This window comes from Streptomyces sp. ISL-12 (assembly GCF_018614415.1).
In the GTDB taxonomy this organism is placed as follows: domain Bacteria; phylum Actinomycetota; class Actinomycetes; order Streptomycetales; family Streptomycetaceae; genus Streptomyces.
Window position 1 is genome coordinate 47,588 of sequence record NZ_JAGGOO010000009.1, and the last position, 19,838, is coordinate 67,425.

The 19,838-nt window shown below is 73.4% G+C and carries 20 protein-coding genes; 6 read left to right on the forward strand and 14 right to left on the reverse strand.

The genetic code is table 11. The features are described 5' to 3' along the window. Positions 1 to 69: 69 nt before the first annotated feature. Entirely contained in the window at positions 70 to 762 is a 693-nt protein-coding gene (locus J7I94_RS02445) for a TetR/AcrR family transcriptional regulator (protein ID WP_215164799.1), read from the reverse strand. 52 nt (positions 763 to 814) lie between these two features. On the opposite strand from J7I94_RS02445, the gene J7I94_RS02450 reads away from it, so the two are divergent. Then, positions 815 to 1,945, forward strand: a complete 1,131-nt coding sequence (locus tag J7I94_RS02450; RefSeq protein WP_215164777.1) for an NAD(P)/FAD-dependent oxidoreductase — start codon at positions 815 to 817, stop codon at positions 1,943 to 1,945. A gap of 34 nt (positions 1,946 to 1,979) precedes the next feature. On the opposite strand, the gene J7I94_RS02455 is transcribed toward J7I94_RS02450, so the two are convergent. The 9 genes from J7I94_RS02455 to J7I94_RS02495 form a co-directional block, all read right to left on the reverse strand. After that, a complete protein-coding gene (locus J7I94_RS02455) occupies positions 1,980 to 2,729 on the reverse strand; it encodes a sirohydrochlorin chelatase (RefSeq protein WP_215164778.1) in 750 nt (249 codons plus the stop codon). A 7-nt stretch (positions 2,730 to 2,736) separates the two neighbouring features. Further along, positions 2,737 to 3,654, reverse strand: a complete 918-nt coding sequence (locus J7I94_RS02460) for an ABC transporter permease (RefSeq protein WP_215164779.1) — start codon at positions 3,652 to 3,654, stop codon at positions 2,737 to 2,739. Next, positions 3,641 to 4,429 carry an ABC transporter ATP-binding protein gene (locus tag J7I94_RS02465; protein WP_215164780.1) on the reverse strand — a complete coding sequence of 263 codons (789 nt, stop codon included), beginning with the start codon at positions 4,427 to 4,429 and terminating at the stop codon, positions 3,641 to 3,643. Before J7I94_RS02465 ends, J7I94_RS02460 begins: the two co-directional genes overlap by 14 nt. A gap of 45 nt (positions 4,430 to 4,474) precedes the next feature. Further along, entirely contained in the window at positions 4,475 to 5,572 is a 1,098-nt protein-coding gene (locus tag J7I94_RS02470) for an aliphatic sulfonate ABC transporter substrate-binding protein (RefSeq protein WP_374198350.1), read from the reverse strand. A gap of 2 nt (positions 5,573 to 5,574) precedes the next feature. Beyond that, the gene (locus J7I94_RS02475; RefSeq protein ID WP_215164781.1) at positions 5,575 to 6,909 is read right to left on the reverse strand and encodes a sulfate adenylyltransferase subunit 1; all 1,335 of its coding nucleotides are present in this window, start codon (positions 6,907 to 6,909) and stop codon (positions 5,575 to 5,577) included. Between the two features lie 2 nt (positions 6,910 to 6,911). Then, positions 6,912 to 7,814 carry a sulfate adenylyltransferase subunit CysD gene (gene cysD / locus J7I94_RS02480; RefSeq protein WP_215164782.1) on the reverse strand — a complete coding sequence of 301 codons (903 nt, stop codon included), beginning with the start codon at positions 7,812 to 7,814 and terminating at the stop codon, positions 6,912 to 6,914. Next, positions 7,811 to 8,362 (reverse strand): adenylyl-sulfate kinase, encoded by a 552-nt coding sequence (cysC, locus tag J7I94_RS02485; protein ID WP_215164783.1) that lies wholly within the window; start codon positions 8,360 to 8,362, stop codon positions 7,811 to 7,813. The genes cysD and cysC overlap by 4 nt, the downstream gene beginning before the upstream one ends. A 231-nt stretch (positions 8,363 to 8,593) precedes the next feature. Then, a complete protein-coding gene (locus J7I94_RS02490; protein ID WP_215164784.1) occupies positions 8,594 to 9,406 on the reverse strand; it encodes a PaaX family transcriptional regulator C-terminal domain-containing protein in 813 nt (270 codons plus the stop codon). Between the two features lie 15 nt (positions 9,407 to 9,421). Beyond that, complete coding sequence (locus J7I94_RS02495; protein ID WP_215164785.1) at positions 9,422 to 11,083, reverse strand: AMP-binding protein; 1,662 nt, start codon at positions 11,081 to 11,083, stop codon at positions 9,422 to 9,424. A 125-nt stretch (positions 11,084 to 11,208) separates the two neighbouring features. Here J7I94_RS02495 and J7I94_RS02500 point away from each other — a divergent pair, with 125 nt between their 5' ends. Next, on the forward strand, positions 11,209 to 12,339 hold the full coding sequence (locus tag J7I94_RS02500; RefSeq protein ID WP_215164786.1) for an acyl-CoA dehydrogenase family protein: 1,131 nt from the start codon (positions 11,209 to 11,211) through the stop codon (positions 12,337 to 12,339). After that, complete coding sequence (locus tag J7I94_RS02505) at positions 12,336 to 12,734, forward strand: RidA family protein (RefSeq protein WP_215164787.1); 399 nt, start codon at positions 12,336 to 12,338, stop codon at positions 12,732 to 12,734. Before J7I94_RS02500 ends, J7I94_RS02505 begins: the two co-directional genes overlap by 4 nt. A 21-nt stretch (positions 12,735 to 12,755) precedes the next feature. Here J7I94_RS02505 and J7I94_RS02510 read toward each other — a convergent pair whose 3' ends face one another. After that, a complete protein-coding gene (locus J7I94_RS02510) occupies positions 12,756 to 12,956 on the reverse strand; it encodes a DUF5999 family protein (RefSeq protein WP_215164788.1) in 201 nt (66 codons plus the stop codon). 256 nt (positions 12,957 to 13,212) lie between these two features. Between J7I94_RS02510 and J7I94_RS02515 the strand changes: the two genes are divergently transcribed. Beyond that, positions 13,213 to 13,695 (forward strand): DUF6299 family protein, encoded by a 483-nt coding sequence (locus tag J7I94_RS02515; protein ID WP_215164789.1) that lies wholly within the window; start codon positions 13,213 to 13,215, stop codon positions 13,693 to 13,695. A 47-nt stretch (positions 13,696 to 13,742) separates the two neighbouring features. On the opposite strand, the gene J7I94_RS02520 is transcribed toward J7I94_RS02515, so the two are convergent. Next, complete coding sequence (locus J7I94_RS02520) at positions 13,743 to 15,851, reverse strand: ATP-binding protein (RefSeq protein WP_215164790.1); 2,109 nt, start codon at positions 15,849 to 15,851, stop codon at positions 13,743 to 13,745. 177 nt (positions 15,852 to 16,028) lie between these two features. Continuing rightward, positions 16,029 to 16,733 (reverse strand): type 1 glutamine amidotransferase domain-containing protein, encoded by a 705-nt coding sequence (locus J7I94_RS02525; RefSeq protein WP_215164791.1) that lies wholly within the window; start codon positions 16,731 to 16,733, stop codon positions 16,029 to 16,031. Positions 16,734 to 16,839: 106 nt separating this feature from the next. On the opposite strand from J7I94_RS02525, the gene J7I94_RS02530 reads away from it, so the two are divergent. Further along, entirely contained in the window at positions 16,840 to 17,748 is a 909-nt protein-coding gene (locus J7I94_RS02530; RefSeq protein ID WP_215164792.1) for a LysR family transcriptional regulator, read from the forward strand. 139 nt (positions 17,749 to 17,887) lie between these two features. Here J7I94_RS02530 and J7I94_RS02535 read toward each other — a convergent pair whose 3' ends face one another. Beyond that, positions 17,888 to 18,586 (reverse strand): TetR/AcrR family transcriptional regulator, encoded by a 699-nt coding sequence (locus J7I94_RS02535; protein ID WP_215164793.1) that lies wholly within the window; start codon positions 18,584 to 18,586, stop codon positions 17,888 to 17,890. A 184-nt stretch (positions 18,587 to 18,770) separates the two neighbouring features. Between J7I94_RS02535 and J7I94_RS02540 the strand changes: the two genes are divergently transcribed. Then, on the forward strand, positions 18,771 to 19,802 hold the full coding sequence (locus J7I94_RS02540; protein ID WP_215164794.1) for a medium chain dehydrogenase/reductase family protein: 1,032 nt from the start codon (positions 18,771 to 18,773) through the stop codon (positions 19,800 to 19,802). Positions 19,803 to 19,838 lie beyond the last annotated feature (36 nt).

A 19,838-nucleotide genomic window follows, 5' to 3' on the forward strand; every position in this document is an offset into this window, starting at 1 on the left:
GGGATTCCGCGCGCGCCGGCTCCGCCGCCCGTCGGCCACGGCGCCGTGGCTCCCGTCGGGAGCCGAGCGTCACGCCGGCGGCCGGGTGAGCCTGGCGGCGACGGCGTCGAGGACCCACTCCAGGCCGGTGGCGAAGGAGGTCTCGGCGTCCACGTGCGTGCCGTCGTGCACGGCCTTGGACAGTGCCGGGAAGCGGCCGGTGGCCAGCATCCTCGTCACGTGCGGGCCACGGGCGCGCTGCCAGTCGCCCTTGGACAGGCCCGTGTCACGCTCGGCCCGCAGGTCGGCGGCCTCGCGCCGGATCGCGCCGGTGAAGTAGGCGCTGACGGTCTCCACGGCACGCAGGACGGTGTCGATGTCGGCGAGGCCGTCGAGCGCGGACAGCGTGGCCTCGGACACGGCGAGGCCGTTCGGCCCCAGGGCCGGGCGCCCGCCGAGCAGGTCGGCCAGCCATACGTGACGCAGAGCGGCCCGCCTGGTGCGGTGGGCGAGGGAACCCAGAGCCTCCCGCCAGTCACCGGTCCGCTCCTCGGGGAGGATCTCGGCGTACACCTCGTCCACCATCAGGTCCAGCAGCTCCTGCTTGGTGGAGATGTAGCCGTACAGCCGCATCGGGCCCGCGTTCAGCCGGGCGGCGACCTTGCGCAGCGACACCGCCTCCAGCCCGCCCTCGTCGGCCAGGGCGACGGCGGCGGCGACGATCCGCGCCCGGTCGAGCGGCACGGGGCGGGGCGGCGGCTCCGGCCGGTCCCAGACAGTCATGGTCACGCCGTTCTGTTGTGAGCGTCACAATCCAGCAATACAGTGTATCGGCATGAGACACCGTACAGCCGTGGTCGGAGGCGGACCCGCCGGCCTCACCTTCGCGCGCGTCCTGCACCGCCACGGCCACCCCGTCACCGTTCTCGAACGCGATCCCGCCCCCGACGCCCGCCCCCCGGGCGGCACCCTCGACCTGCGCGAAGGGCAGGGCCAGCGCGCGCTGGAAATGGCGGGGCTGCTCGCGGAGTTCCAGGCGCTGTCCCGTCCCGAGGGGCAGGCCATGCGCATCCTGGACCCGGACGGGACCGTCCTGCGCGACTGGCGGCCGGCTCCGGGCGAGCGGGCCAACCCCGAGATCGACCGCGGCCAACTCCGTGACCTGCTGCTCGGCCCCCTCGATGTCCAGTGGGGCCGGGGCGTGGCGAAGGTGGTGCCCGGGGGCCCGGACGGCGTGCGGGTCCATTTCGAGGACGGGCGACAGGAGACGTACGACCTGGTGGTCGGCGCGGACGGTGCCTGGTCCCGGGTCCGCCCGGCCGTCTCGTCGGTGACGCCGCACTACACCGGCGTCACCCTGGTCGAGACCTCCCTGGACGACATCGACACCCGCCACCCCGATCTCGCCCGGCTGATCGGCGACGGTTCCGTGGCCGTCTACGGCGTGAACCGCGCCGTCGTCGCCCAGCGCAACAGCGGCGGCCACGTCAAGGTGTACGCCCAGTACCGCGCCCCGCTGGACCGGCGCCCGGACCCGGAGCGGGACCCGGACCCGGCCGACGCCGAGGCCGTGCGGGCGGGCCTGCTGGCCCTGTTCGACGGCTGGGCCGCCCCCGTCCTCGACCTTCTCCGCCACGGCACCGCCTTCGCCCGCCGTCCCCTGCACGCCCTGCCCGTCTCCCACACCTGGACCCACGTCCCCGGGGTGACGCTGCTGGGCGACGCCGCCCATCTGATGCCGCCGCTGGGGGCGGGCGCCAACCTCGCGATGCTGGACGGCGCCGAACTCGCCGAGTCCCTCGCCGCCGGCCTGGACGATCCGGACGAGACCGTCCGCGCCTTCGAGGAACGGATGTGGGCACGGGCCGCCCGGTGGGCGGAGATCACCACGGCCGGTCTGGAACGCCTGGTGAGCCCGGATCCCGCCGAAGCCCTCGCCCTCTTCGACCAGGTCCAGCAGAGCTGACGGCCGGGCCCGGCAGCAGCGGCGAAGGCCGGCGTCACGCCCCGACGGCCACCCGCGCGGACGCCCCCACGGCCACCCGCGCCGCCTCGTACCGCTCCACCAGCAGCCGGGCCACCTCGGGCGCCGGACCGAGCACGTCCGCCAGCACGTCGGCCTCGGCCGCGCCGCGCGCGATGCGGTCCGGCAGGCGGCCGGGGGCCAGGACGTACGGGGCGACGGCGATCCGCGCGCAGCCGAGGTCCCGCAGTTCGCGCACCGCCTGTTCGGTGCGCGGCAGGGATGCGGAGGCGAACGCGGGCCGCACGGCGCACCAACCGGTGTGCCGCCACTCCCGCGCGATTTCTGCGATCACCGCGATCGCCTCCGGGTCGGTGGACCCCGCCGAGGCCAGCACGACCCCGGTCGAGGACTTGTCGGCGGGCGTCAGGCCCGCCTCGTACAGCCGCCGCTCCAGCGCGGCCAGCAGCAGCGGGGACGGCCCCAGCACCTCGGCCTGCCGGATCCGCAGCCGGGGCGGCGCGTCCGCGAGGACCGCCGGGATGTCCGCCTTGGCGTGGAAGGCGCGGGTCAGCAGCAGCGGAAGGGCCACGACGTCCCGGACGCCCTCCGTCGCCAGGGACTCCAGCACCCCCGGCACCGAGGGCACGTTGAAGTCCAGGAACCCGGTCTCCACCCGGACGTCCGGGCGCAGCGAACGGACCCGGCGGACCAGGGCGTGCACGGTCGCGGCGTGCCGCGGATCGCGGCTGCCGTGGGCGATGACGAGCAGGACGGGTCGGGACATGACGCGTTCAGCTCCTCACCAGCAGGCCGCGGCCGCGCAGCACCCACCGCTCCAGCGGGCTGAAGACCAGCAGGTCGACGGCGATGCCGACGACCAGGATCAGCCCGATCGCCTCGAACACCATGGCCATGTCGCTGGCGTTGCGGCCGTTCTCCAGCAACTGCCCGAGCCCGACGCCCAGGTCGGGGAAGGACGCGATGATCTCGGCGGCCATCAGCGACCGCCAGGAGAACGCCCACCCCTGCTTCAGACCGGCCACGTAGCCGGGCAGCGCGGCCGGCAGCGTGATGTGCCAGGTGCCCTTCAGCCCCGTCGCGCCCAGCGTGCGCCCGGCCCGCAGGAAGACCGGGGGGACCTGGTCGACGCCGGAGACCAGCCCGTTGGCGATGGACGGGACCGCGCCGAGCAGGATCACGGCGTACATCATCGAGTTGTTCAGCCCCAGCCAGATCACGGCCGGCGGCACCCAGGCCACCGACGGCAGCGACTGGAGGCCGGACAGGATCGGCCCGATCGCCGCCCGTACCCACCGCACCCGCGCCACCAGCAGCCCCAGCGGCGTGCCGATCAGCAGCGCCAGCAGGAAGCCGGACAGACCGCGCGAGACGCTGGTCCAGATGTAGCCGAGCAGCGTGCCTTCGAGCCAGGCCTGGTGCACCACGTGCCACACGTCGGCGGGCGCGGGCAGCTTGGTCGGGTCGTCGACGATCCCGAAGGAGATCAGCGCCTGCCACCCGGCCAGCACCAGCAGCACGGCGACGACCGGCGGCAGCACCTTCTGCGTGAGCGTCTGCCGGAACGAAGCGGTACGCCCCGGCTGCCGGGTCTCCAGCGCGTCGAGGCCCGCCTCCAGACCGGCGAGGTCGCCCGTGTCCTGCTTCACCGGCGCCGTGCCGGTGCCCGGTGTCGTGTCAGTGCCGGCCATGACGACGGATCTCTCCCCGCAGTTCTTCGGTGATCTCGACGGACAGTTCCGCCACCGCCGCGTCCTCGATGCGGCGCGGGTGCGGGAGGTCCACCGTCCACTCCCGGGCGACCCGGCCGGGGCGGGAGGACAGCAGCACGACCCGCTCGGCGAGGCGGACGGCCTCGCGCACGTTGTGCGTGACGAACAGGACGGACAGCTTCGTCTCGCGCCAGATCCGGGTCAGTTCGTCGTGCAGCACGTCACGGGTGATCGCGTCCAGCGCGGCGAACGGCTCGTCCATCAGCAGCAGCCGGCTCTCCTGGGCGAGCGCGCGGGCCATGGCGACCCGCTGGCGCATCCCGCCGGACAGCTCGTGCACCCGCTTGCCGTACGCGCCGCCGAGCCGGACCAGCGTGAGCAGTTCCTCCGCCTTGTCCCGGCGCTCGGACTTCGGTACGCCGCGCAGCTTCAGGGCGAGTTCGATGTTCTTGCCCGCGGTCAGCCACGGGAACAGGGCGTGCTCCTGGAACATCAGCGCCGGGCGCCCGTCCGTGTCGATCGTCCCGGCGCTGGGCCGGTCCAGGCCCGCCACCAGGTTCAGCAGCGTGGACTTGCCGCAGCCCGAGGCGCCGAGGAGGGTGACGAACTCGCCGGGCGCGACGTCGAGGCTGACGTCGTCCAGGACGAGCTGCTGCCCGGCCGGGCCCGCGAAGGACTTCGAGACGTGCGTGATCCGGGCGGCGTGGGTGGCCGCCTCGGTGCCGTCGGCGGCCTTGGCGAGGGTCGTGGCCATGGTCGTCACCTCCTGGGACGGGTAGGGGAAGGGGCGGGAACGGAGCTACTCGACGCCGAGCCCGGCGTCGTCGACCGCGGGCTCGCCCTCGGCCGCCAGGACCTTGTCGAGCAGCGTGAGGTCGTAGATGCCCTTGAGGTCGGTGTCCTCCAGCAGCCCGGCCCGTACGGCGTGCCGGGCCTGGACGGCGAGGGTGGCGGCCAGCGGGTCGTCGGTCACCTCCAGCGACTCCCAGGCCGGGTCGAGGACGCCGGCGGGCAGCGCCTTGCCGGAGTCGGCCGCCAACTGCTCGTTGGCCGCGGCCTTCGCCGCCTCGGGGTGGGCCTCGATCCAGCGGTTGGTCTCCACCGAAGCCCTCAGCACCGTCTCGACGGCCTGCGGATGCTCCTTCAGGAACTCCTGCGACACCACGATGTTGGTGATCACGAACTTCTTGTCCGGCCACAGGTCGGCCTCGTCGACCAGCACCTCGCCGCCCTCGGCGACCAGCCGGGACGCGGTCGGCTCCGGCACCCAGGCGCCGTCCACCGAACCGGTCCGGAAGGCGTCCGGGGTGACCTTGTTGTCGCTGCGTACGACGGTGACGTCACCCCGGCCGCTCTGCGCGTCGACCTTCCAGCCCTGCTCGGCGGCCCAGTCGAGGAACGCCACGTCCTGGGTGTTGCCGAGCTGCGGGGTGGCGATCCGCTTGCCCTCGACGTCCGCGACCGACGTGATCTTCTCGGGGTTCACCACCAGTTTCACCCCGCCGGAGGCCGAACCGCCGATGATCCGCAGGTTCTTCCCGCCCGACCGGACATAGCCGTTGACCGCCGGGGACGGTCCGATCCAGCCGATGTCGATCGACCCCGAGTTCAGCGCCTCGATCTCGGAGGGACCCGCGTTGAAGACCGCGTACTTGGCCTCCGTGCCGCCCAGCGCCTTCTGGAAGAAGCCCTTGCGGTTGCCGACCAGGGCGGTGGCGTGGGTGACGTTGCCGAAGTAGCCGATCCGGACCGCGTCCAGACCGTCGGTCTTCGGCGCCCCCGCGACCACCTTGACGGTGTCGTCCACCTTGGCCTGCGACCCGTAGCCGCAGGCGGCCAGGGCGAGCAGGGGCAGGACGGCGACGACCGTCAGAGCGCGACGCGCGGCGGAGGCCATGCTCAGAAATCCCACCCGTCGTCGTCCGCCTCGGCCGTGACCGGCTCCGGGGACGCGAAGGACTCGCCGACCATGCCCGCGGTGAGCGTGGTGCCGTCGGCCGGGTCGATCAGGATGAACGAGCCCGTGCGCCGGGAGTCGGCGTAGGAGTCGGTGGGCAGCGGCTCGGCGGTGCGGATCTTCACCCGGCCGATGTCGTTGGCGACGAGCTGCCCCGGGTGCGGGTGCAGGGACAGGTCGTCGAGGGTGAGCCGGGCCGGGATGTCCTTGACGATCGCCTTCACCGTGCGCGTGCCGTGCTTGAGCAGCACCCGGTGGCCGACGGTCAGCGGCTGGTCGGCGACGTGGCAGACGGTCGCCTCGACGTCCTGCGTGGTGGCCGGCGCGTCCTGGGCGGGCACGATCAGGTCGCCCCGCGAGACGTCGATGTCGTCCTCCAGGAGCAGCGTCACCGACTGCGGCGTCCACGCCACGTCGACCGGCTCGCCGAGCAGGTCGATCCCGCTGACCTTGGTCGTCCGCCCCGACGGCAGCACGGTGACCGGGTCGCCGACGCGGAAGGAACCGGCGGCGATCTGACCGGCGTACCCCCGGTAGTCGGGGTGCTCGGCGGTCTGCGGCCGGATCACGTACTGCACGGGCAGCCGGGCGTGGCAGTGCGCCAGGTCGTGGCTGACCGGCACGGTCTCCAGGTGCTCCAGGACGGTCGGGCCGCCGTACCAGTCCATGTGCGCGGACGGCTCCACCACGTTGTCCCCGACCAGCGCCGAGATCGGGATCGCGGTGACCTCGGGGACGCCCAGCTCGGTCGCGTACGCCGTGAACTCCTCGGCGATGGCGGCGAACACGGACTCCTCGTAGCCGACCAGGTCCATCTTGTTGACGGCGAGGACGGCGTGCGGGACGCGCAGCAGGGCGGCGATGGCGGCGTGCCGGCGGGTCTGCTCGACGACGCCGTTGCGGGCGTCGACGAGGATGACCGTCAGCTCGGCGGTGGAGGCGCCGGTGACCATGTTGCGGGTGTACTGCACGTGCCCGGGGGTGTCGGCGAGGATGAACCGGCGCCGGGGCGTGGCGAAGTACCGGTAGGCGACGTCGATGGTGATGCCCTGCTCCCGCTCGGCGCGCAGGCCGTCGGTCAGCAGCGCCAGGTCCGGGGTCTCCTGCCCGCGCGACGCCGAGGCGCGCTCGACGGCCTCCAGCTGGTCGGCGAGGACCGACTTGGAGTCGTGCAGCAGCCGTCCGACGAGGGTGGACTTGCCGTCGTCGACCGACCCGGCGGTGGCGAACCGCAGCAGGGTGGTCCCCGAGAGGATCTCGGTGGTGGTGGTGCTCATGTCTAGAAGTACCCCTCGCGCTTGCGGTCTTCCATCGCGGCCTCGGAGAGCTTGTCGTCGGCGCGGGTGGCGCCGCGTTCGGTGAGCCGGGAGGCGGCGATCTCGGCGATCACCTTCTCGATGGTGTCGGCGTCGGAGTCGACGGCGCCGGTGCAGGACATGTCGCCGACGGTGCGGTAGCGGACCTGCCGTTTCTCGACGGTCTCGCCGTCCTTGGGGCCGCCCCAGTCGCCGGCGGTGAGCCACATGCCGGCCCGGGCGAAGACCTCGCGTTCGTGGGCGTAGTAGATCTGGGGGAGTTCGATGTTCTCGCGGGCGATGTACTGCCACACGTCCAGCTCGGTCCAGTTGGAGAGCGGGAAGACGCGGACGTGTTCGCCGGGGGCGTGGCGGCCGTTGTAGAGGTTCCACAGTTCGGGCCGCTGGCGGCGGGGGTCCCACTGGGAGAACTCGTCGCGCAGCGAGAACACCCGTTCCTTCGCGCGTGCCTTCTCCTCGTCGCGGCGTCCGCCGCCGAAGACGGCGTCGAACTTCTCGCTCTGGATCTTCTCGGTGAGCGGGACGGTCTGGAGCGGGTTGCGGGTGCCGTCGGGGCGTTCCTTGAGGACGCCGCGGTCGATGTAGTCCTGGACGGAGGCGACGTGCAGTCGCAGTCCGTGCTTCTCGACGGTCCGGTCGCGGTATTCGAGGACCTCGGGGAAGTTGTGTCCGGTGTCGACGTGGAGGAGGGAGAAGGGGACCGGTGCGGGGGTGAAGGCTTTCAGCGCCAGGTGGAGCATGACGATGGAGTCCTTGCCGCCGGAGAAGAGGATCACCGGCCGTTCGAACTCGCCCGCGACCTCGCGGAAGATGTGCACCGCCTCGGACTCCAGCGCGTCCAGGTGCGAGAGGGCGAAGTCGTTCACACCAGCCCCCGCTCCGCCAGCACCGCGTACACGGTGCCGGCCGACTCCGCCGGAGTCTGCTCTTGCGTCCGCAGCACCAGCGCCGGGTCGGCCGGCGGCTCGTAGGGGTCGTCGACCCCGGTCAGCCCGGTCAGCTCACCCGCGGCCTGCTGGGCGTACAACCCCTTCACATCGCGCTCGCTGCACACGTCGACCGGCGTGGCGACATGCACCTCGATGTACGGCGTCCCGCTCGCCTCGTGGCGCTTGCGGACCGCCTCCCGGCTGTCGGCGTACGGCGCGATCACGGGGACGACGGAGAGCACGCCGTTGCGGGCGAGGACCTCGGAGACCAGACCGATGCGCTGCACATTGGTGTTGCGGTCCTCCCGGGAGAAGCCGAGGCCCGCCGAGAGGAAGCGGCGGATCTCGTCGCCGTCGAGCACCTCCACCCGGCGTCCCTCCGCCTTCAGCCGGTCACCGAGCAGCCGGGCGATGGTCGTCTTGCCCGCGCTCGGCAGCCCGGTGAGCCAGACGGTGGCTCCCAGCGGTCTTGCCGTGGTGGTCATGCGCAACAGTCCTCTTCTCGTTCCTTGCCCCCGTGGACGACCTCACGGACGGTAGGTAAGAAACTTGAGAAGAGGCACAGAGAAACCTGAGGGTTGCGTGAGTGACGCGCGTTGTGCGTGAGGTCACAGGGCCATGTGGCCGGGTCACGGAGCCATGTGGTCAGGCTGACGGGGCCATGTCGTCAGGTCGACAGGACCATGGGGCCGGGTCGACAGGGCCATGTGGCCAGGTCACAGGTCCGCGAATACCGCCCCCGCGTCCCGCAGCCGCTCGTGCAGGGCCCGGAACACAGCGGCCGAGCGGGCGCCCGGCCAGTCGTCCGGCAGCAGGCGGGCGGGCAGGCCGGGGTCGGCGTAGGGCAGGCGGCGCCAGGAGTCCAGGGCGAGCAGGTAGTCGCGGTAGGCGTCCTGGGGCGGGGTGTCAGGGCGCTGCTCCCAGTCGCGCAGCACGCGCGCGTGGCGGTCGAGGAACGCGTCGTGCTCCTTGGCGATCGCGGCCAGGTCCCACCAGCGGGCCACCGCCTCGGCGGTCGGCGCGAACCCGAGGTGCTCGCCGCGGAAGAAGTCCACATAGGTGGCCAGCCGCAGCCGGCCGAGGACGTGCCGGGTCTCCTCGTACAGCCGGGCCGGGGCGATCCACACCCCGGGGGCGGCGGTGCCGAAGCCGAGGGCGGCGAGGCGCGAGCGCAGTATGTGCCGCTTCTGCCGTTCCGACTCCGGCACCGAGAACACGGCGAGCACCCAGCCGTCGTCGGCCGGGGGATCGGTGGCGTAAATACGCCGGTCGCCGTCTTCGAGCAACTGCCGGGCCTCGTCGGACAGTTCGTAGCCGGCCGCGCCCCGGGCGGTGCGGGCGGGCAGCAGCAGGCCGCGCCGTTTGAGACGGGACACCGACGAGCGCACGGACGGCGCGTCCACCCCCACCGCCGCCAGGAGCCGGATCAGCTCGGCGACGGGGACCGGGCCCGGCGCGTAGCGGCCGTACGCGCCGTAGAGCGTGACGATCAGGGACCGTGGTGCATGCTGGTCGGACACGTTGATCATCTTAGGTCGTCGGCATCACTGCCGGTCACCCCCTGTTTCCCTGCCGGTCGGCGACCCCGCGTCCTCGCGGGCCGATGACTCCGCGTACCCGTCGCCCGGCAACCGGAACCGCTGGAGTTTGCCGGTCGCCGTGCGCGGCAGCGCGGTGCGGAACACGATCTCGCGCGGGCACTTGTAGGGCGCCAGCTCCGCCCGTACGAAGGCGCGCAGCGCCTCGGCGTCCCGCTCGGCGCCCTCCTTCAGTACCGCGAAGGCGACCACGACCTGCCCGCGCCGCGCGTCCGGCCGCCCCACCACCGCCGCCTCGACCACGTCCGGGTGGCGCAAAAGCGCCTCCTCCACCTCCGGCCCGGCGATGTTGTACCCGGCCGAGACGATCATGTCGTCGGCGCGGGCGACGTACCGGAACCAGCCGTCGGGGTCGCGGACGTAGAGGTCCCCGGTGATGTTCCAGCCGCCGCGCACGTACTCCCGCTGCCGCGGATCGTCGAGGTAACGGCACCCGACCGGCCCGCGCACCGCGAGCAGCCCGGGCTCCCCGTCGGGCACGGGGCGGCCGTGCGCGTCCTGCACCTCGGCCTGCCACCCCGGCACCGGGACGCCGGTCGTGCCGGGCCGGATCTGCTCGTCGGCGGCGGAGACGAAGATGTGCAGCAGTTCGGTGGCGCCGATGCCGTTGATCAGGCGCAGCCCGGTGCGCTCGTACCAGGCCCGCCAGGTGGCGGCGGGCAGGTTCTCCCCGGCGGAGACACAGCGCCGCAGCGACGACAGGTCGTACGTGCCCGGTGCGGCGAGCATCGCGCGGTACGCGGTCGGCGCGGTGAACAGCACCGACACCCGGTGCTCGGCGATCGCGGGCAGCAGCTCCCGCGGCCCGGCCCGCTCCAGCAGCAGGGAGCAGGCCCCGGCCCGCATCGGGAAGATCACCAGCCCGCCCAGGCCGAAGGTGAAGCCGAGCGGCGGACTGCCGGCGAAGAGGTCGTCCGCGCGGGGCCGCAGGACGTGCCGGGAGAAGGTGTCGGCGATCGCGAGGACGTCCCGGTGCAGGTGCGCGCACCCCTTCGGGCGGCCGGTGGTGCCCGAGGTGAACGCGATCAGCGCCACGTCGTCGGCGGCGGTGTCCACGGCCGGGTACGGCGTCGAGGGCGCCGGACGGCGCAGCAGGTCGTCGGGGCCGTCACCGCCGTACGTCGTGATCCGCAGCCCCGGGACCCCGGCCTCGGCGAGGTCGTCCACGCACCGTATGTCGCACAGGGCGTGCCGTACGCGGGCGATCTCGCACATCCGGCTCAGCTCGGACGGCCGCTGCTGCGCCAGCACGGTGACCGCGATCGCGCCCGCCTTGAGCACCGCCAGCCAGCAGGCGGCCAGCCAGGGGGTGGTGGGGCCGCGCAGCAGCACCCGGTTGCCGGGGACCACGCCGAGGTCACGGGTGAGCAGATGCGCGAGCCGGTCCACCCGGGCGCGCAGCTCGCCGTAGCTCCACACGTCACCGGACGGGGTGCGGAAGACCGGGCGGCCGGCACCGCCTTCCAGCAGTTCGGCGGCGGCGTTCAGGCGGTCCGGGTAGCGCAGTTCCGGCAGGTCGAAGCGGAGGTCGGGCCACTGGTCGGGCGGTGGCAGCCGGTCGCGGGCGAAGGTGTCGACGTGGGCGGTGGCGGTGCTCCGGGGATTCATGACGGTGCGCCCCCTGCTCGTGGTGAGCTCGCGTCCGCGCAGCGTAGCGCGTCGGTGACGATGGTCAATGGTCCGCGATAACCTGAGAGTCCACGGGGTGGCAGGGAAGGGGACGGGGACCGCCGATGACGGCATTCGCGCTCGCGCCGGAACAGTCCGCCTGGTGCGCCGAGTTGCGGGCCCTGGCCGTCGAACGGCTGCGCCCGCTCGCCGACCGGGGAACGCCCGGCCGGGTCAACCGCCCCCTGGTCGCCGCCCTCGGCTCCCTGGGTCTGCTCCCGCGGCTGTTCACCTCCCCGGCCCTGGACCTGTGCCTGATGCGCGAGTCCCTCGCGTACGCCTGCACGGAGGCCGAGACCGCCCTCGCCCTCCAGGGCCTGGGCGCCCATCCGGTGCACGCCCACGGCACGGAGGCCCAGCGCGCCCACTGGCTGCCGCGCGTCGCCGACGGCACGGCGGTGGCCGCCTTCGCCCTCACCGAACCGGACGCCGGCTCGGACGCGGCGGCCCTGTCGCTGGCGGCCCACCGGGACGGCCCGGCCGGCTGGCGGCTGACCGGCGAGAAGTGCTGGATATCCAACGCCCCCGAGGCCGACCTCTACACCGTCTTCGCCCGGACGACCCCCGGCGCCGGCGCCCGGGGCGTCACCGCGTTCCTGGTCCCCGCCGACCGCCCCGGCCTCGGCGGCGCCCCCCTGGAGATGCTCTCCCCGCACCCCATCGGCACCCTCGCCTTCGACGGCGTACCGGTGACGGAGGACGACGTGCTGGGCGAGCCGGACCACGGCTTCCGCGTGGCGATGGACACCCTGAACCGCTTCCGCCCCAGCGTCGGCGCCTTCGCCGTCGGCATGGCCCGGGCCGCCCTCGACGCCACCGTGGCCCACACCCGCGCCCGCGACGCCTTCGGCGGGCCGCTCAGCGACCTCCAGGCCGTCTCCCACCAGGTCGCCGAGATGGCCGTGCGCACCGAGGCGGCCCGCCTGATGGTGTACGCGGCGGCGACGGCGTACGACGCGGGGGCGCCGGACGTCCGCGAACGCGCCGCGATGGCCAAACTGCTGGCCACGGAGACCGCGCAGTACGTCGTCGACCGTGCCGTCCAACTGCACGGCGCCCGCGCCCTGCGCCGCGGCCACCTCCTCGAACACCTCTACCGCGAGGTGCGCGCCCCCCGCGTCTACGAGGGCGCGAGCGAGGTCCAACGGGACATCATCGCCCGCGAGTTGTACACGAAAGCCGAGGGAGACACATGAGCGCCGAGCGCGTGAACCCGCCCGCCCTCGCCCCGCCCGCCGGCTTCTCGCACGCCGTCGTCGCCACCGGCACCCGCGTCGTCTTCCTGGCCGGCCAGACCGCGCTGGACGCCGAGGGCAAGGTGACCGGACGGACCCTCCCCGAGCAGTTCGACACGGCGCTCGCCAACCTGCTGACGGCCCTGCGCGCGACCGGCGGCACCCCCGCCGACCTGGCCCGGGTCACCGTCTACGCCACCGACGTCGCCGCCTACCGCGCCCGGGCCGCCGTACTGGGCCGGATCTGGCGCGAGCGGATGGGCCGCGCCTACCCGGCGATGGCCGTGGTCGAGGTCGTCCGGCTGTGGGACGAGACGGCGCTGGTGGAACTGGACGGGTTCGCGGTACTGCCGTAGCACCTTTCGGACGTACGGGGTTCAGGCGGCGATCGTCAGCCGGCCGGTGTGGACGCAGTCGCGGCGCGGGGCCACGGCCCGCCCGTCGGGCAGCAGTTCACCGCTGTCGTCGAAGACGATGGTGCCGTCGCACAGCAGGCTCCACCCCTGCTCGGGACGGGCGGCGACGACATGCGCGGGACGGGTGTCGGGGCCGGGGCACGAGGACCGGTGGGAACACATGGCGTACCTCCGCGGCGGAAGGAAAGGAACGGGAACCGTCCATCTGGGCCTGTTCTTGTTCTGTAAGAAGACGATGCCCGCGCCGCGCACGCACCGGAACCGGCGGCGGCCGACCGTGACAACACGGGGACACGACCGGCACGGTCCGGCGACGCCGAGCCCCCGCACGCGGGACGCGCCACCGAAGGGGTGACGGTCACACCGAGCGCCGCACCCGGCGGGTACCAGTGGAAACCCCACTCCTCAGGAGGTTCCCGTGTCCTTGAAGTCCGCGCTGGCGCGTCCCGCCCTGTGCGCCGCCCTGCTCCTGCTGACCGCCGCCCCCGCGGCGCAGGCCGCCCCCGCCGAGCAGACCGGCACCGTCCCGTCCGCCGTCGTCCCGTCCGGCAGCGGCACGGTGACGGTCGACCCGACCGGCCGCATCGCCCCCGACGGCACCGTCACCCTCGCCGGCACCTACCGCTGCGACGCCGCCCGGGGCCTCGCCTTCGTCAGCGCCTCGGTCAGCCAGGACGCCGGCTCCGTACGGTACGGCCTCCGCGGCACCCGCGCGGTGTGCGACGGGCAGGTGCACCCCTGGGCCAGTTCGGGCAGACCCACGACGGCACAGGCCGCGCCGGCCCTGAAGCCAGGGCCGGCCCAGGTCGAGGCGACCGTGGTGGAACTGCGCCCCCTGATCCTCCCGCTGCCCACCATCCACGCCTGGCAGCGGCAGGACGTGACTCTGGTGCAGGGCTGACGGAGGGCGGCCCCGGCCGGCGGAACGGTCACCGCCGGCCGGACCGGTCAGTGATCCTGCGCCACGAGGTCCCGTGCCGTCGGTTGCGGCAGGACGGTCGTCGCCGGCTGGCCGTAGATCTCCTGCCGCCACAGCGCGTCGCACAGCCGGGTGATGCCTCCGGTCAGGTGTCTGCGGTACGTGCTGAAGGGCAGCCCCAGCCGTTGGGCGACCACCTGTTGGGTGGGCATGCCCTTGGCGAGGTAGGTCCGGGACACCGCGCGGTAGTACTTCTCGCCGCCTGCTTCCGAGCGCAGGCCCTCGACCGCGTCCGCCAGGATCTGGGGGAGGGGGCGGCCGGTGCCCGCTGTCAGTCTGCTGCGGGTGAGCGGGTTCGCGGACCACTCCTGGGGGCGGAAGAAGGCGCGGAGCGCGTCGCGCAGCGCGGCGTCGAACTCGGGGCGGGACAGGACGGTGAACTCCGCGTCCGGCCGCACCTCCTCGCCGCCCGTCCCGACGGTGCGCGACCCGTCCCGGACGTGGGACAGCATCAGCCGGGTCTTCTCCTCGGCCCAGGCCCGCACCGGCTGGACCCGCCAGTCGATGGCGAACAGCGTGTAGGTCAGGGCGCCCACCCGGGGCCGCTCCGCTACGGGACGCAGCCCGAGGCTGGTCATGTACGGCGTCCAGAACGTCCCCGTCCGTACGGCGACGTACATCCACGCCACCCGGCCCTCGGACTTCGCGGCCTCGGCCAGGGTCCGCCACTGGTGGAGGTTCTCGACCGGGGAGATCTTCGGGTACTCCGGCGCCGTCACCGAGAAACGGGCCACCGCCACGTGCTCGCCGTCGCGCAGGGGCCGGGTGGCCCGCGCGTGGTTCCAGGCCGCCTCGGCCACCGGGTCGTGGAACGCGTGCGGGGCCTCGTCGAGCCGCAGCCAGGCGGAGAAGCCGACCGCCTTGTTCTCGCGCGCGGTGCGGCACATCCGGAACGCGTCCGGGCGGCGTTCCAGCCACGCCACCGCGAGGGCGGCCGACTCCTCGCCCTCGACCTCGGCCGCCAGTGCTTCGACCCGCCGCCGGTCCTCCGCCTCGTACGGGGTCAGCCGTACCTCGCCCGCCTCCCGCCAGCTGTTGAAGTCGGACATGTACCGGTCGTCGCGGTACAGGAAGAGGAAGGAGCGCACGGCGGACAGCGTCCCGTCCGCGGGTGAGGTGCGGATCTGCTCGAACAGGTGGCGGCCGAGCCGCCCGTGCAGTTCGGCGTAGCCGTCCGGGTCGCGCCAGCGCAGGTCCTCCTCCAGCGCCTGCCGGACCACGTCGTGCGGGAAGAGGCCGTCCTGCGCGGACTCGATGAACGGGAGCGTGCGCAGCCAGGCGAACAGGGCGGCGGCGTCGTCGCCGAGGACGACCCGCAGCAGTGTCTCCGTGGTCACGTGGGCGCGGGCGCACACCTCCAGCGCCCGGCGGTGCAGCGGTGAGGGAACCTCGCCGACCAGCCGGGAGAGCAGGGTCGCCACGACATCCATGCTGGGTTTCCACCGGGTGGCGGTACGGGCGGGTTCGCGGACCGCCACCGCGGCGGCCAGGGCCAGGGCGAGCGGATGCCCGCCGGTGAAGGCCAGCAGCTCGGCCTGGCTCTGCCGGGGCACTCCTCGGGCGCTGAGCAGAGCGCCGGCCTCGTCCGGGGACAGATTGCGCAGTGCCATGCGGTACAGCAGGTCCGCCCACCCCGGGTCGGAGGTCCACTCCGTGTCCGGCGGCTGCCGCCCGGCGATCACCGCCACCGCGCCGTCCGGCAGCCTCGGCAGGAACCTGTCCCGCAGCCAGCCCTCCAGCCCCTGGCAGCGTTCGAAGGTGTCGATGACCAGGACCGTGCCGTCTTCGGTGAGAGCCGCCCCGGCCTCCCGCTCGAACGCCTCCGGTGTCGGCTGGACCGTACGGCCGTCGATCTCCAGCACCGGCCGGCCGGTCGCCCGCGCCTCGGCCGCGAAGCGACGCAGCAGCATCGACTTGCCGATGCCCCCGGGTCCGTGCACGAAGAGCACGGCCGGGGCTCCCTCGTCACCGGCCAGAGCGGCGCGGAAAACAGCGAGTTCCGCTGTCCGCCCGGTGAACCCCCGGTCACGCCCGCGCCGCAGGCGGCCCGCTATGACGTGGGGAGCGCTGCCGGTCACGTGGGTCTCCTCCTGCCGTCGCCGCTCGCCCACCGGTCGGCGTCACTGACTTCGCACCATACACCACACAGAGGGGTTACTCGTTCGGGGCAACTCTCGTCCCCTCTAAGGTGTTTGGCGTGTTCGGCCGAGAGGGGAGAGGTCTAGACACCCCCTTAACCGGTGTCCTGGTCGTGGTCAGGCGTCGCGCAGGGCCGCGAGGACTTCCTTCGCCGTGGTCGAGCTGGACTGCGGGTTCTGCCCGGTGATCAGGTTGCCGTCGACGACGACGGTGTCCGACCACGGCGCGCCCGCCCGGAAGTGCGCGCCGCGCTCGCCGAGGCGGTCTTCGACGAGCCACGGCGCGGCGTCGCCGAGGCCGCCCTGCCGCTCCTCCTCGTTGGTGAAGCCGGTGAGGCCGCGGCCGGCGAACAGGAACGTCCCGGCGCTGTCGGTGGCGCTGAGCAGGGCGGCGACGCCGTGGCACAGCGCGGCGACGGTCCGGCCCCGCTGGTCGGCCTCGGTGAGCAGGGCGCCCAGCGCGGGGTCGTCCGCCAGGTCGGCCATCGGGGCGTGCCCGCCGGGCAGGTAGAGCGCGTCGTAGTCGGCGGCCTTGACCGTGCCCAGGTCGAGCGGCGCGTCGAGGTCGGCGGCGATGGAGTCCAGGTAGGCGCGGAACTCGGCCCCGTCGGCGGCCTGCACGCCGCCCCGCTCGTCCAGCGAGATGGGGTCCACGGTGGGGCGGGCTCCGGCGGGGGTGGCGATGTCCACCTGGTGGCCCGCCTCGACGAGCACCTTGTGGGACACGGCCACCTCCTCCGCCCAGTAGCCGGTGGGGTGGGCGCTGCCGTCGGCCAGCACCAGGGTGTCCGCGGCCGAGACGATCATCAGGATCTTCGCCATGACGGTTTCCTCCGGGTTCGGTGGGTGTCGGAACACCACCCACTTTCCATCAAAATCCCGTGGGCGTCCGAAGCCTTCCATAAGCTTTCTTATGTACGGTGCTTGCATGAGCGACCTCGACCTGCTGGCGAGCTTCCTGGAGATCTACCGCCGCGGATCACTGACCGCCGCTGCCGCCGCCCTCGGCGTCTCCCAGCCCGCCGTCAGCGGGCAACTGGCGCGGCTCGAGGAGCAGATGGACACCGTGCTCTTCGAACGCTCCCGGCGCGGGGCCCTACCGACAGCGCGTGCGCACGACCTCGCCCGGCGCGTCGCCGCTCCCCTGGACCAGTTGCGCGGCGCCCTGGCCCAGGACGCCGACGGCCAGGCCCATCGGGGTACGGTCCGGCTCGGCGCGGCGGGGGAGCTGACCGCCTCCCGGTTGATACCGGCTCTGGCGCCCCTGGCCGGCGGCGGCCTGCGCCTGGACATCACGCTCGGACTGGCCGAGGACCTGCTCACCGCCCTCGCCGACGGGGAACTCGACCTGGTGGTCTCCTCCGTCCGCCCCCCGTCCGGCCGGCGCGGACTCGCCGCCGTACCGTTCGTCGACGAGGAGTTCGTCCTGGTGGCGACCCCCACGACGGCCCGCTCGGTCGATCAGGACTGGCTGGCCGAGGACCCCCTGGCCGCCCTGGCCCATCTGCCGATCGTGGCCTACAGCCGGGAACTGCCGATCGTCCGCCGGTACTGGCGCAGCGAGTTCGGCCGCCGGCCGCCCAACCCGGTCTCGGTGATCGTGCCCGACCTGCGGGCCGTGCTGGCCGCCGTCGTCGCCGGCGCCGGGATCTCCGTACTGCCCCGCTACCTGGCCGACCCCGCCCTGGCCGCCGGCTCGCTGGAACTGCTGCACCACACGCAGATCCAGCCGCTCAACACCCTCTATCTCGTCACGCGCTCCGGTCCCGCGCCGGCGCCCGTCGCTCTGGTACAGCGTCAGCTGCACCGGCAGGCCGAGACCTGGGGGCCCCTGTGAGGCGGGCCGTCCGCCCTCGGTGACAGACAGACCGGTGACAGACAGACCGGTGACAGCCCGGTCCGGGCGCGGGTTCGGGGCGATCAGGCCGGCCGGTCCGGCGGCAGCCGCCCTGTGCGGTACCCGTCGTGGGGCGCGCTCACCGGGTCAGGTGGCGCAGTTCGCTGTCGTACAGCTCGGCCGGGTCGAATCCCATGCCGGTGAAGTGGCCCGCCAGTTCCAGGGAGAGGAGGCCGTGCAGGCGGGTCCAGAAGACCAGGGCGCGGCTCAGGGCGGCCGGTGGTGCCGGGTGGTCGGCGGCCCATTGCCGGTGCTCGGCCAGATGGGCCTCCAGACGGGCGTCGAGGCCGGCGCCGGAGCTGGTGCCGGTGCCGGGGTGGCCGTCGGCCGGGGCGTCCACGGCCGTGCCGGTCTCGCGCTGGGCGGCGTCGAGGAGGGGGGCCATGATCTCCGCGGCGATCGCGGTGATGTCGTCGGGCGCGTGGTAGCCGGGGACCGGTGTGCCGTAGACGAGGAAGTAGCGCTGGGGGTCGTCCAGTGCCCAGGCGCGCAGCGCGTGCCCCAGTACGGCCAGATCCGCGCCCGGCGCGGCGGCGGAGCGGATCGCGTCGGCGAGGCTGCGGTACGCGTCGCGGATCAGCTCGGTGATCAGCTCGTCCCGGCCGGCGAAGTACCGGTAGAGCGCGGGGCCGCTCATGCCCATCTGCTTGGCGATGGCGTTCAGTGACAGCCCCGGCGCCCCCGCTGCGGCGATCTGCTCCCAGGCGCGCTCCTTGATCTCGGACCGGAGCTGGGTCCGGTAGCGCTCACGGGGGGTCTCCTTGCCGACGGCGGTCATGTGCTCGTCCCTTCCCTGTCGGATCGCCGGCTCACCGGCTCCCGGGGCCGTACGAGCGGTTCGTCCACGCTCATGGTTAGACCCTATTACGAAAGTTCTTGACCGTCACTCCAGGTGGCGTTATAACTTCTAACGAAAGCACCAGCCGCTAACCGCCGCTGGTGAGAGGTCGATGGAGGTCGCCATGAGTGCTGGGGAAATGATCGAGGTCGTGCTGCCGGGCAAGGTCGAGCCGGAGGGGCTGCAGGTGCGGCAGGGAGCCGTCCCGGCCCCCGGCCCGGGTCAGGTCGTCGTCCGCATGGAAGCGACCGGTGTCTCCTTCGCCGAGCAGCAGATGCGCCGCGGCCGCTACTACGATCAGCCGCCGTTCCCCTTCGTCCCCGGCTACGACCTGGTCGGCACCGTCCTCACGGCCGGAGACGGGGTCGCCCCGAGCCTGGTCGGCACCCGGGTGGCCGCGCTGCTCAAGGTCGGCGGCTGGGCCAGCCACGTGGTCGTCGACGCCGCCGACGTGGTGCCGGTGCCGGACGGGATCGGCGCGGCACAGGCGGAGACCCTGGTGATCAACGGCATCACGGCCTGGCAGATGCTGCACCGTCAGGCCCGCGTCCGTGCCGGGCAGACCGTCCTGGTGCACGGCGCCAACGGGGGAGTCGGCTCGGTCCTGGTCCAGCTCGCCCGGGCCGCGGGCGCCGACGTGATCGGCACCGCTTCCGCGCGCCACCACGACGCCCTGCGGGAAAGGGGAGTGACCCCGGTCGACTACCGCACCGAGGACATCCCCGCCCGCGTCCGCCGACTCGCCCCGGGCGGCGTGGACGCCGTCTTCGACCACGTCGGCGGCCGCAGCATCGTCGACTCCTGGGGGCTGCTCGCGCCCGGCGGCACGCTCGTCTCGTACGGCACCGCCTCCACCCGCGACGACGAGGGCTCCAAGCAGTGGCCCGTGCTCAAGCTCCTCGGCCGGGTGTGGCTGTGGAACGCCCTGCCCAACCGCCGCCACGCCTACTTCTACAACGTCTGGGCCGGCCGCGCCCTGTCCAAGGACCGGTTCCGGGCCCGGCTGCGCGCCGACCTCACCGAGGTCTTCGAGGCGCTCCGGCGCGGCGACATCACCGCCCAGATCGCCGCCGAGCTGCCCCTCACCCAGGCCGCCGAGGCGCTGCGCCTGGCCGAGTCCGGCACCGTCGCCGGCAAGGTCGTCCTCCACGCCTGAGGCCCCGACGCGCAGCGCGGACCTGCGTCGCGAACC